12 protein-coding genes and 1 other annotated feature are annotated in these 12561 nt (G+C 35.4%); all 12 genes read right to left on the reverse strand.

Annotated elements, in window-relative coordinates; all coding sequences use genetic code 11:
• Positions 1-5: 5 nt before the first annotated feature.
• Entirely contained in the window at positions 6-1289 is a 1284-nt protein-coding gene (gene serS / locus CAT7_RS08905) for a serine--tRNA ligase (protein ID WP_007724653.1), read from the reverse strand.
• A 66-nt stretch (positions 1290-1355) separates the two neighbouring features.
• Positions 1356-1593, reverse strand: a binding site (T-box leader).
• Positions 1594-1711: 118 nt separating this feature from the next.
• Positions 1712-3034: a serine hydrolase gene (locus CAT7_RS08910; RefSeq protein ID WP_007724656.1), complete on the reverse strand. Its 1323-nt coding sequence runs from the start codon at positions 3032-3034 to the stop codon at positions 1712-1714.
• 164 nt (positions 3035-3198) lie between these two features.
• The gene (locus CAT7_RS08915) at positions 3199-4335 is read right to left on the reverse strand and encodes a sensor histidine kinase (RefSeq protein WP_007724657.1); all 1137 of its coding nucleotides are present in this window, start codon (positions 4333-4335) and stop codon (positions 3199-3201) included.
• A gap of 42 nt (positions 4336-4377) precedes the next feature.
• The gene (locus tag CAT7_RS08920) at positions 4378-5067 is read right to left on the reverse strand and encodes a response regulator transcription factor (RefSeq protein WP_007724659.1); all 690 of its coding nucleotides are present in this window, start codon (positions 5065-5067) and stop codon (positions 4378-4380) included.
• A gap of 132 nt (positions 5068-5199) precedes the next feature.
• Positions 5200-6681 carry an IMP dehydrogenase gene (guaB, locus tag CAT7_RS08925; protein ID WP_007724666.1) on the reverse strand — a complete coding sequence of 494 codons (1482 nt, stop codon included), beginning with the start codon at positions 6679-6681 and terminating at the stop codon, positions 5200-5202.
• Positions 6682-6928: 247 nt separating this feature from the next.
• The gene (locus CAT7_RS08930; RefSeq protein WP_007724668.1) at positions 6929-7618 is read right to left on the reverse strand and encodes a DUF1129 domain-containing protein; all 690 of its coding nucleotides are present in this window, start codon (positions 7616-7618) and stop codon (positions 6929-6931) included.
• Between the two features lie 51 nt (positions 7619-7669).
• Positions 7670-8770: a redox-regulated ATPase YchF gene (gene ychF, locus CAT7_RS08935; protein ID WP_007724670.1), complete on the reverse strand. Its 1101-nt coding sequence runs from the start codon at positions 8768-8770 to the stop codon at positions 7670-7672.
• 36 nt (positions 8771-8806) lie between these two features.
• Positions 8807-9007: a DUF951 domain-containing protein gene (locus CAT7_RS08940; RefSeq protein WP_007724672.1), complete on the reverse strand. Its 201-nt coding sequence runs from the start codon at positions 9005-9007 to the stop codon at positions 8807-8809.
• Positions 9008-9028: 21 nt separating this feature from the next.
• On the reverse strand, positions 9029-9919 hold the full coding sequence (locus CAT7_RS08945) for a ParB/RepB/Spo0J family partition protein (protein WP_007724674.1): 891 nt from the start codon (positions 9917-9919) through the stop codon (positions 9029-9031).
• The gene (locus tag CAT7_RS08950; protein WP_007724676.1) at positions 9912-10673 is read right to left on the reverse strand and encodes a ParA family protein; all 762 of its coding nucleotides are present in this window, start codon (positions 10671-10673) and stop codon (positions 9912-9914) included. The genes CAT7_RS08945 and CAT7_RS08950 overlap by 8 nt, the downstream gene beginning before the upstream one ends.
• A 151-nt stretch (positions 10674-10824) precedes the next feature.
• Entirely contained in the window at positions 10825-11688 is an 864-nt protein-coding gene (noc, locus tag CAT7_RS08955; RefSeq protein WP_007724677.1) for a nucleoid occlusion protein, read from the reverse strand.
• 110 nt (positions 11689-11798) lie between these two features.
• Positions 11799-12515: a 16S rRNA (guanine(527)-N(7))-methyltransferase RsmG gene (gene rsmG, locus CAT7_RS08960; protein WP_007724678.1), complete on the reverse strand. Its 717-nt coding sequence runs from the start codon at positions 12513-12515 to the stop codon at positions 11799-11801.
• Positions 12516-12561 lie beyond the last annotated feature (46 nt).

Here is a 12561-nt window from a genome sequence, read left to right on the forward strand (position 1 = left end):
GCTTGTTAATTTGCTTTGCGAATTTCAGTTGTTCCACCCATATATGGAATTAATACTTCTGGAATTTTAACTGAGCCGTCTGCTTGTTGATAGTTTTCTAAGATAGCTGCTATCGTTCTTCCGACAGCTAATCCAGAGCCATTTAGCGTATGGACATATTCTAATTTACCTGTTTCTTCATTACGGTAACGGATTTTTGCTCGTCTAGCTTGGAAAGCTTCAGTATTTGAACAAGAGCTGATTTCACGATATGTTTCTTGAGCAGGAATCCACACTTCTAAATCATACGTTTTAGCAGCTGAGAAGCCCATATCTCCCGTACATAGCGCTAAAACGCGATAAGGCAAATTAAGTTTTTGCAAAACTGCCTCAGCATTATTTGTCATTTTTTCTAATTCATCATAAGATGTTTCTGGCTTACTGAATTTAACCATTTCTACTTTATTGAACTGATGCAAACGAATCAATCCACGAGTATCTCTTCCTGCACTACCAGCTTCTGATCTAAAAGATGGGCTTAATGCAGTAAAATATACTGGAAGTTGCTCTTCTTTTAAAATTTCATTACGGTAATAGTTTGTTAAAGGAACTTCTGCTGTTGGAATCAACGTTAAATCTGTTCCTTCAATTTGGAAGACATCCTCTTTAAATTTAGGAAATTGTCCTGTACCAAACATTGAATCACTGTTAACTAAATACGGCGTCATCATTTCTGTATACCCGTGTTCTTCTGTATGCAAATCTAGCATGAAGTTGTATACAGCTCTTTCTAGTCTAGCACCTAGTCCCTTATAGTAAACAAAACGACTTCCAGAAACTTTAGCTCCTCGTTCAAAATCTAAGATATTTAATTCTTCTGCAACTTCCCAATGCGCTTTTGATTCAAAATCTACTTTTAGCGGTGTTCCCCATTTGCGAATCTCAACATTTGCTTCTTCATCTGCTCCAACTGGAACAGATTCGTGTGGCAAGTTTGGTAGCCCTGTAGCAATATTTTCTATTTTTTCATCAATTACTGCCAATTGTTCATCTAACTCTTTTATTTTTTCTCCAACTTCACGCATTTCTTTAATTTTATCATCTGCATTTGCTTTACTACGTTTTAACGTTGCAATAGCGCCGGATACTTCATTACGGTAACTCTTTAATTCTTCAGTTGTTACTATTAAAGAACGTCTTTCTTTGTCTAATGTAACAAACTCCTCTAATAACTCACTTTTGACTCCTCGTATTTCTAATTTTTTCGCTGTAACATCAAAATCCGTTCTTAATTGTTTAATATCTAGCATCTCATTCTTCCTTTCTTATGGTTATTCCTATTAAATTGTACAAAAAAAGCCATTTCATCCCCTTATTTATGGGACGAAATGGCCTCAACGTTCGCGGTACCACCCAAATTTAGAAGACTGCCTATGAATCCTCTACACTTTACAATCAGATAACGGTCTGGATCCGAAACAATTTTATCAACAAAATTGAGTTCATTGTTTACTTCACGCGATGGATTCAAAAGATTAAACCGTCAATTTTCACCAACCATTGACTCTCTTTGTGTATTTAATACCTTTTACTATTTCGCATTACTAACGTTCGTGTTCATTCAATTGCTTACATTTTACCTTAATCTCTTCCCTTAAGTCAACAAAAAAAGGCTGGAATCTTTCCCCAGCCCTTTGCTATAAAATTAGTAGAAATTTAAGATGAACACATTTTAAAATAAGTTGCTTATAAAATCTTTCATCCAACGTCCTGCTAAAATAAATACATTCGCTTTTTCAACAGTTGAAGCTGCTACAACGGTAACTTCTTCGCCTTTATCGCCATTAACATACCCTAGATCATCGCCTTCACTAATCACTTGGACGGTACCTACTTCAGTACCTTTTTTAATTGGCGCTGTTAAATGGCCTGATTCATTTAACAAATCTTTTTGCAATTGAACAGTTGTCTCAGTATTTGCACTATCCGTATTCGTCGGAACAAGAAGAGAAACGTCAGATTGAATTGCTAGTTTTACAGTATCTTTTTTACCTTTATCAACTTTAGCAGGATCAACATTGTCTAAAGTTTGTCCTTCTTTAAAAACTTGAACCTTGCTCCAGTTTTCAAAAGCCCAATCCATCATTTTATCTGTCTCAACAAAACGTTTACCTAAATCTTTTTGTCCATTCGTTGCATTCATGACAATAGTAATAATTCTCATGCCTTCTTGTTCAGCTGTTCCTGTCATTGAAGCTCCAGCAAAATCAGTCGTACCTGTTTTCAGCCCATCAACGTTTTCACGTTCATGATCTAAACCTGGTAACATCCAGTTGAAGTTTGTCATTTCAATAGCATCTGATGTGCCTTCTCTAAAAGTTTTTTTGCTGATACTAGAAGTTTTTAATACATCTGGGAAATCAGTTATTAAATGTTGTGCGATAATTGCCATTCCTCTTGCAGTCATTGAGTTTTCGCTGTTTTCCGTGCTGCCGGGATAGATATTGCCATTTAAATCAAAATTAGACAAACCTGTTGTATTATAAATTTCATAGTTAGTAATGCCCCATGATTCAACTTTTTCATGCATCATATCGACAAATGCTTTTTCATCACCAGCAATATGTTCAGCAAGTGCAATAGTTGCTCCATTTGCTGAATAAATAGCCATTGCTTGGTAAAGTTCTTCTACTGAATAAGTATCGTCAATGCGTAAAGGAACATTTGATAATTCATAATTTTGGCTGATTTCATGAGCATATTCACTAATCTCTATTTGATCATCCCATGCTAAATCGCCATTTTTAATCGTTTCTAGCAGGATATATTCCGTAATCATTTTGGTCATTGAAGCAATACCTAATTTTTCGTCGCCATTTTGATTCAGTAAAACTTTTCCAGTCGTTGGTTCAATAATAAAAGCTGCTGCTGCTTCTACTTTAGGTTGTTCAATTGTTGCTGCTGATACAGTTGTATCCATGCTAATCAAAGGAGAAAAAGTTCCTAATAATAGCATTGTGACAAATACTGTACTAATTTTCTTGAATTTTTTCATATTTTTTATGTCTCCTCAATTCGTTTGATTTTCAGTTTAATTATTGTTTAATTATTATGCAGTAAATTACTGCGCACTTTTTCTATGTTAGCGAAATAGAACAAAAAAAACAACCCTCTTTTGGTTAAATATAATATAAGACGGTTGTTTTATAACTATTTTATTTAAAGTTCTTTTTCAGCTAACTGTTTTAACGGCAGATGCATCACAAAACGCGTTAATTCTGTATCAGAAGAAGCGTAAATATATCCGCCGTGGAGAGCGACGATACTTTGGGCAATAGCTAATCCCAAACCTGTTCCTCCTGTTTCTTGCGATCTTGATTCTTCTACACGGTAAAAGCGATCGAATAATTGGTTCAATGATTCTTGTGGAATCGGTAATCCGTCGTTATTAACGGATATAATGGCTTCTTTTCCAACTTTTTGGACTTCTATAAAGATTTTCTTTCCATCTTTTCCATATTTTAGCGCATTTGAAATCAAGTTATTAAATACACGAACCAATTTTTCAGTATCAGCTTCCATTTGGATAGACTCATAAGAAGTAACCACTTCAATTTCCATATGCCGTTTTTCGGCTTCTAATTCAAAATCAGCTACTAGTTGCTCTAATAATTGCACCATATCAAATTCAGATAAATTTAAAGGCGTAGTTGTTTGTCGTACTTTTGTATACTCAAATAAATCTTCTACTAAGACCTTCATTTGCTTCGCTTTCGTATATGCAGTATGAGTGTATTTCAATAATTCTTCTTCGCTTTTGTAACGTCTTTCTTCAATCAATCCTAGATAACCGATAATAGAGGTTAACGGAGTTCGGATATCGTGACTTACATTTGTAATCAACTCATCTTTAGATTGCTCTATCCGACGTTCTTCTTCCATTGCCTGAACTGTACTATCTACCAATACATGGATGCTTTCGACTACTTTTTCCATATCACCACCAAAATCTGTTGTAATGCGGTGTTCATAATGGCCTTCCGCAATATAATGCAACTCACTAATAATATGATTTAGTTGCATTTGCTTGTAGCGTCTTTTCAAGCGCCAATTAATCGTTGCTACTGCAACCACAGTTAAAAAAATAATAAAAAAAGGTGTCAGCGAAATAATTTGGTTGCCACGAACACTAATAATAGCATCGCCAATAAACCAAAATCCTTTAATAAGCTCAGGAGAGTCAATCAGCATACGATTAAAAATAACAAAAGCTGCATAGTACAAAATCAAAATTAGTCCAATAGTAATAAATCCTTCAATGATCAACTTACTTTTTTCTTTTCTTGTCAGTTTCAACTAATCTAGTCAACTCCTAATAATAAATGTTTTTGGCAGATTCTACCGATCTCCAATTTTATATCCTACTCCCCAAACTGTTTGAATTACTTTTTCTCCACCCGTAGCTTCTTCAATCTTGTCTCTTAAATGACTAACGTGAACCATCACTGTTTTAGCTGAAACAAGACTTTCTTGTTGCCATACACGTTCAAATATTTCATCCGCACTAAAAACACGATTGGGGTTACTAGCTAATAAGTACAAAATACCGAATTCTAAAGCTGTCAGCTGGATAAATTCGCCATTAATGGTTCGAACTTCATGCGATTCTTTTTCAATCAATAATGGTCCAACCTCTAATTTGTTTAGTTCTTGCAAGTTAGTTGCGTAATTGCTTCTACGTAGTAAAGACTTGATTCTAGCCATCACTTCTAAAGGATTAAAGGGTTTTGCAACATAATCGTCCGCACCTGTTACTAAGCCTTTAATTTTATCAATATCTGTCGTTTTAGCACTAAGCATCAAAATTGGTAGTTGTAACTCTTTACGAACTTCTTTTACCACTTGAATTCCATCCATATTAGGCATCATCACATCTAACACCATTAAATCGATGTTCTTAATTGTTTTTATTTTTGTTAAAGCTTCTTTTCCGTTATAGGCTTTTTCTACTTCATATCCTTCATTTTGGATATAAATACTCAATAGTTCTACAATCTCTTTATCGTCATCGACTACTAAAATTTTCATATGATTTCCCTCATTTTAGACGTATTTTTTCCGATTTTATTCATCATATCAGAAAATACTAAAGAATTTGTTAAAAAGAAGCTCAATACTGTTCGATATGAACGGTATTGAGCTTCTTTTTCTGATTTTATTTTATTGGACAGAATAATTTGGTGCTTCATTTGTAATTTGCACATCGTGTGGGTGAGATTCACGTAAACCGGCTCCACTCATTTGAATGAATTGTGTTTCTTCACGCAATTGTTCTAAATTGCCTGCTCCAACATATCCCATTCCTGAACGTAATCCACCAAGCATTTGAAAGACGATATCAGAGAGTGCTCCTTTATAAGCAACACGGCCTTCAATACCTTCTGGAACTAGTTTGTTGGCTTCGTTTACTCCACCTTGGAAATAACGATCGCTTGATCCTTTTTCCATAGCAGCCAAACTTCCCATTCCACGATATGTTTTGAAACGACGACCTTGGAAAATTTCAAATTCTCCAGGAGATTCATCTGTTCCAGCTAGCATACTTCCTAGCATAACAGCGTGTCCTCCAGCAGCCAACGCTTTTACAATATCTCCTGAATACTTGATTCCACCATCAGCAATAATTGCACGGCCGTACTCACGAGCAACTGCTGCTGCATCATAAATAGCTGTGATTTGAGGTACACCAACACCAGCAACTACACGTGTTGTACAAATCGATCCAGGACCGATTCCCACTTTCACTACATCCACACCAGCATCATACAATGCTCGAGTTGCTTCGCCTGTTGCGACATTTCCGGCGATTAAAGTAGCTTCAGGAAACTCTTCACGAATTTCTTTAATCTTACGGATAACTCCTGCACTATGACCATGAGCGGTATCAATAACGATGGCATCCGCACCAGAATCAATTAGCGCATGAGCACGTTCAAATGTATCACTCGTTACACCAACTGCTGCTGCAACCAATAAACGTCCATGAGAATCTTTTGCAGCATTTGGGAATTCAAGAATTTTTTCAATGTCTTTAATTGTGATCAATCCGCTTAAGCGTCCATCTTGATCAACGATGGGTAATTTTTCAATTTTATGTTGTTGTAAAATATGTTCTGCTTCTTTCAAAGATGTTCCTGAAGGAGCGGTAACTAAATTTTCTTTTGTCATTACTTCATTGATTTGAATAGAGTAGTCTGCTACAAAGCGCAAATCGCGATTCGTTAAAATTCCAACTAAAATGCGTTCTTCCATAGTATTTACAATGGGCACACCACTAATACGATAGCGACTCATCAATCGTTCTGCTTCTGAAACTGAATGACTAGGGGTTAAAAAGAACGGATCAAGAATAACGCCACTTTCAGAACGTTTTACTTTTCTCACTTCATCAGCTTGTTGTTGTATGGTCATATTTTTATGAATAACACCTAGACCACCCTGACGAGCCATTGCGATTGCCATTCTTGAGTCTGTTACGGTATCCATACTAGCACTCATTATCGGAACATTTAATTTAATATTTTTAGCTAGTTGAACACTTAAATCCACTTCATTTGGCAAAACATGGCTTTCAGCAGGCACTAACAATACATCATCAAAAGTAAATCCTTTTTTCGCAAATTTCGTTTCCCAATTAGACATTACAACCATCCGCTCCCTTTTTTTGATTAATCGCAATCAATCGATTTGTTCAATAATTTTATCTACAAAACTAACAGAGATACCGTGGATAGTCAATAGCAGAAGCTTAAATTGACCATTAAACTTCTTTTTTACCTTAGCCACCCTCATTTAAAGCGCTCTATCATGAAGAATAAATGAGAAAAAAATCTGTTCAACCAAAATAACTTTAGGTGAACAGATCTTTCATTTTTTGCTTGATTATTTTTTAAAATAATCCGCCGCGAATATTTAATTTTCGTTTAGCAAAGTATTTTGCAACAAAGGCTAAAACACCTACCACTATATTGCCGATAGCATTTATTGGTACATTAACCGCAGATGGAATGACCATCATCGAACCTGTCATAACCACCATCAAAGATAACATTCCTATCGTTGAAACGAGAATATAGCGGAACATTCCACCTTTTTTCGGGTTTTTTCTGTCCGGCATGTTTTTTGATATCCAAAGAATCACTAATCCTCCTACAATAAAGTTCAATAGAGTCGTTATTATTCCAAGAGCAGATGCCGTTTCTTCTACATTACTAAATAAACCAGAAAGTCCTGTTATCAAAGAGAACAATCCACCAATCATCAAACCGCCATCTAAAGCAATTTTCCAATTTTCAGAAGGACCTGTTTGAACTTTTTCAGGCTGATCGATTAATTGATTCGCACATTCAGTGACTGTACCATATAACTGACGAGCTGTTTCTCCAGTTTTTTGGCGTTCAACTAATTTTTTAAGCATCTCATTAAAGATATCCTCTTTTTTAGTTTCAGACATGTTTTTTTCAATTAATGTTTTATTCAAGCTCAGCATATATTGTTCATTTTTTTTAGTTAATTTTTGAAACAATACGCTGTTTTCTTCTTTTTTTATTTGTGTTGAACTTACTTGTGTTTCTTCCACGGATCAATTGCCCCTTTCTAGGCCTTACTAAACTGTTTTAATCAATTTTATTTATACATTAAATCTGAATAAAAGGATGTCTCCATCTTTAACAACGTACTCTTTTCCTTCAGAACGCATACGTCCAGCTTCTTTTGCAGCTTGTTCGCTCTTATATTTATCAAAGTCTTCATAAGAAATTGTTTCTGCACGAATAAATCCTCGTTCAAAATCACTATGGATAATTCCGGCTGTTTGAGGAGCCTTCATGCCTTGTCTAAAGGTCCATGCACGAACTTCTTGAACACCAGCTGTGAAATAAGTGCCCAATCCTAAAAGATTGTATGCGGAACGAATTAATTTATCTAAACCAGATTCTTCGATACCTAATTCTTCTAAAAATAATTCTTTTTCTTCATCTTCAAGTTCTGCGATTTCTTCTTCAATTCGCGCACAAATAACATTTACTTCTGCATTTTCTGCTGCTGCGAATCGGCGTACTTGATTAACAAGTTCATCATTTTCAGTATCTGCTACTTGATCTTCAGAAACATTTGCAACATACAAAACTGGTTTTGTTGTTAATAAGAATAAGCTTTTAACAACTTTTTCTTCATCTTCAGTAAATTCGATTGAACGTGCTGATTTGCCTTCTTCTAGAACCGGTTTAATCTTATCTAAAACAGCTAATTCAGCAACAGCTTCTTTATCTTTTGTTCGTGCAACTTTTGCTACCCGCGTATAGCGTTTTTCAACTGACTCTAAATCAGCCAAAACCAATTCCAAATTGATTGTTTCGATATCTGAGATTGGGTCAACTTTTCCTTCCACGTGAATAATATTGTCATCTTCAAAACAACGCACTACATGACAAATTGCGTCTACTTGACGAATATTAGCCAAGAACTTGTTTCCAAGACCCTCACCTTTACTTGCTCCTTTTACGATTCCAGCAATATCTGTAAATTCAAAAGTAGTTGGCACAGTTTTCTTTGGGGAAACTAGCTCTGTTAAACGTGTTAAACGGTAATCAGGAACTTCTACGACTCCCACGTTTGGATCAATTGTTGCAAAAGGGTAATTGGCAGCTTCTGCTCCTGCTTTTGTAATGGCGTTAAATAAAGTTGATTTTCCTACGTTTGGTAAACCTACGATTCCGGCTGTTAATGGCATTTTTAAATTCACTCTTTCTTGTTTAATAGTTTCGTTTTAGTCGTTCTTTTCCGCTGTTTCTAAAACTTTTTTCATTTTCTTTTCAAAATCTCTTCTTGGCATCATGACCATATGGTCGCATTGCGTACACTTGATTCGTATATCCATACCCATTCTAATGATTTGCCAACGGTTTGCCCCACAAGGATGAGGTTTTTTCATTTCAACAATATCATTCAAATCGTAATTTTTTTCCATCGTCAATCTCCCTATAAGCGTTTATTCATCATCAAATTGAATGTTCAGAATGTCTAAAATGCGCGTTAAGTCATCTGTAGAAAGGTACTCAATTTCAATTTTCCCTTTTTGATTCTTTTCATTGATAGACACACTTGTACCAAATTTATCCATCAGTCGTTCTTCACTCTCACGAATATAATAAGGCTTTTTATCATTTTTTGTTGGTTGTTCTGCTTCATCTTTAGGCTGGTTCATTTTATTGACTAATTGTTCTAATTGGCGAACGGTCAAATGATCTCGAACCACTCGTTTAGCTAATTTCGTGATTTGTTTTTTTTCTTTTAATCCCAACAACGTTCTTGCTTGCCCCATTGAAATATCTTCTTTTTGAAGCATTTCCTTAACGGCATCCGGTAATCCCAACAAACGCAAATAATTGGCGATGTACGGTCGGCTTTTTCCTAAACGTGTAGCGACTTCTTCTTGCGTCAGCTTTAGTTTTTTCATCATCATTTCATAAGCTTCTGCTTCTTCAAGAGAGGTTAAATCTTCCCTTTGCAGATTTTCTAAAACAGCGACTTCCATCATTTTTTCTTCATCAAATTCACGAATAATAGCAGGTATCGTTTCTTTTTCGGCTATTTTGGACGCTCTAAAACGGCGTTCTCCAGCTATAATTTCATAGCCTTTAACTTTTGACTCACGAAGAATAATTGGTTGAAAAACACCTGATATTCTAATGGATTCTGCCAATTCATTTAAGGCCGTCTCATCAAACGTTTTTCTCGGTTGATAAGGATTGGGTCTAATATCCGTTAATGGTATTTGTTGAACTTGTTCATTCGCAGCATCAATGTTAGACAATTCAGCATAGTCTCCAAAAAGAGCATCGATTCCTCTTCCTAACCCTTTGCTATTTTTGTTAGCCATTTGCCAGCACTTCCTTTGCTAATTCAAGATAAACCTCTGCTCCTCTAGAACGTGCATCGTAATCAATAATAGATAATCCATGACTTGGTGCTTCAGACAATCGAATATTCCGTGGAATGATGGTCTTATAAACTCTTTCACGGAAGTATTTTTTTACTTCATCAACGACTTCATAGCCTAAATTTGTTCGTGCATCTAACATTGTAAGTAAGACACCTTCAATTTTCAATTCAGGATTAAAGTGTTTTTGAACCAAGCGTACAGTATTCAATAATTGGCTCAATCCTTCTAAAGCGTAATACTCACATTGAACTGGAATTAAAATAGAGTCACTCGCAGTAAAAGCATTGATTGTTAAATGACCTAATGATGGCGGGCAGTCAATCAAAATATAATCATAGTCATCTCTTACTTTTTCTAGAGCTTGTTTTAGCCTAGACTCTCTAGCCATTTGCGACGTTAATTCGATTTCTGCACCTGCTAATTGGATAGTTGCTGGAACGACCCACAAGTTTTCTCTTGAAGAAGGCAACACAACTTCCGTAACAAGGGTTTCGTTGACTAAAATATCGTAAATATCTTTTTCAACATCTGACTTTCGTACGCCTAAACCACTTGTTGCATTTCCTTGTGCATCAATATCAACCAATAAAATTTTCTTTCCAAAATAAGCTAAACAAGCACCTAAGTTGACTGTCGTAGTTGTCTTTCCAACTCCGCCTTTTTGATTTGCGACTGATATAATTCGTGCCATCCTTTTTCCTCCATCTGTCTTTAGTATCCTGTACTAATTTTCTTGACGTTTTTTTACCGACGCCACACAAAAATAGGAGAAAAACTACACTATGCGTATTTTTTCTCCTACGCATTTGTTCAAAATGAATGTTTCATTTATCGCTCTTTATTTATTTATCTTTCTTAATTTCTATTGTAATGCGGTAAACGTCTTCTAACTCTTCTTCTTTTGCTTCTAAGGTCATCCCGGTTTCTTTAATTAGATCAATTGATTTATGAATCGTATTTAAAGCTAATCGAAAATCTTTAGATATTCTTTTTATTCGTTTTTTTGGCTGATCAGAAGCTTTATCTTTCTCAACTTGTTTTAGCTTTACTAAGCGTTCTGTTTCTTTAACCGTTAATTTCTTTTCACGTATCAGCGTTAATAACTCATTTTGTTCTTCAGCAGATAACGCTAATAGACTACGACCATGTCTTTCTGTAACTTCCCTATTCAACAACGCTTGTTTTATAGGCTCTGCTAATTTTAACAACCGTAATTTGTTGGCTATAAAAGATTGGCTTTTTCCAATACGTTGCGCTAATGCTTCTTGCGTCAACTCATTTAAAGCCATTAAACCTTGATAAGCTTCGGCTTCCTCAATAGCTGTCAATTCTTCTCTTTGTAAATTTTCAATTAATGCCACAGAAGCTGTTTCATTATCGGTCATCTCTTGAACGATGGCTGGTACTTCTTGCCATTCTAAAAGCTGCATAGCACGAAAGCGACGTTCTCCCGCAATAATCTCATATTTATCTTCTTCATATTTTCTGAGAATAATAGGTTGAATCAATCCATGGATATGGATCGTACGGGCTAACTCATCTAATTTTTCTTCGTTAAATACTTTTCTTGGTTGAAAACGATTTGGAACAATCTGTTGGACTGCAATTTGTTGCACCTGCTTTGGGCTTTTTAATTCCGTTAACAGAAGCTCCTCTTCATTTTTCTTTTTAGATTTTCCTGAACCAAATAAATCAGACAGCGCCATTCTTTTTCTCTCCCTCAGTCCTTTATGTTCTTTGACTATATTATATCAAAAAAGGTTCTCATTGAGTAGTTGAATCCGAATAGAAACAATCTGATAAGTGCCGGTTTCTACTATAATGGATTCTTATTTGGTGTTCCCGGTTTTCTTGGAAATTTCTTTGGTGTTTCTTTCTTTTTATCAATCAAAACAATATGACGTTCTCCAGCTTCGTGTGGGAGCTCAAAAACAAACTCTTCACGAAATTTACCACCAAGTGTAGCAATCGCTTTTTTACCCTCATCCATTTCTTCTTGGGTATTGCTTGCTTTTAAAGCAATAAAAAGTCCATCTTTTTTAACCAATGGTAAACATAATTCTGCTAAAACACTCATACGAGCAACAGCTCTAGCTGTTACAAAATCAAATGATTCGCGGAATTGTTTGTTTTGTCCAAAAGTTTCAGCTCGGTCATGGTAGAAATGAACACCGTCTAACTCTAACGTTTTAGCTAATAATGTTAAAAATTGAATTCTCTTATTTAATGAATCTACTATAGTTACTTCTAATTGTGGAAAAATAATTTTTAGGGGGATGCTTGGAAACCCAGCACCTGCACCTACATCACATAGGCTTTGGACCCCGTTATTAAAATTCACATATAAACCCGCAGTAATCGAATCATAAAAGTGTTTTAAATAGACTTCTTCTTTCTCGGTGATTGCAGTTAAATTGATTTTTTCATTCCACTCTTGTAATAGTTTAAGGTATTGATCAAATTGTTTCATTTGCTTCTCAGTAACCGTTATTCCCTTGTCCTCAAGGGCATTTTTAAACTCTTCTGGATTCATTAACTCAACTCCTTTTTACTATCGTGAAACACTTCTTTGTTTCACA

It is taken from the genome of Carnobacterium sp. AT7 (genome assembly GCF_000171855.1).
Lineage (GTDB): Bacteria > Bacillota > Bacilli > Lactobacillales > Carnobacteriaceae > Carnobacterium_B > Carnobacterium_B jeotgali.

Coding starts and splice junctions, on each gene's coding strand:
- CAT7_RS08950 (WP_007724676.1), bottom strand. CDS start 10,673: ATGGCACGAATTATATCAGTCGCAAATCAAAAAGGCGGAGTTGGAAAG.
- CAT7_RS08945 (WP_007724674.1), bottom strand. CDS start 9,919: ATGGCTAACAAAAATAGCAAAGGGTTAGGAAGAGGAATCGATGCTCTT.
- guaB (WP_007724666.1), bottom strand. CDS start 6,681: ATGTCTAATTGGGAAACGAAATTTGCGAAAAAAGGATTTACTTTTGAT.
- rsmG (WP_007724678.1), bottom strand. CDS start 12,515: ATGAATCCAGAAGAGTTTAAAAATGCCCTTGAGGACAAGGGAATAACG.
- CAT7_RS08940 (WP_007724672.1), bottom strand. CDS start 9,007: ATGGAAAAAAATTACGATTTGAATGATATTGTTGAAATGAAAAAACCT.
- ychF (WP_007724670.1), bottom strand. CDS start 8,770: ATGCCATTAACAGCCGGAATCGTAGGTTTACCAAACGTAGGAAAATCA.
- serS (WP_007724653.1), bottom strand. CDS start 1,289: ATGCTAGATATTAAACAATTAAGAACGGATTTTGATGTTACAGCGAAA.
- CAT7_RS08910 (WP_007724656.1), bottom strand. CDS start 3,034: ATGAAAAAATTCAAGAAAATTAGTACAGTATTTGTCACAATGCTATTA.
- CAT7_RS08920 (WP_007724659.1), bottom strand. CDS start 5,067: ATGAAAATTTTAGTAGTCGATGACGATAAAGAGATTGTAGAACTATTG.
- noc (WP_007724677.1), bottom strand. CDS start 11,688: ATGGCGCTGTCTGATTTATTTGGTTCAGGAAAATCTAAAAAGAAAAAT.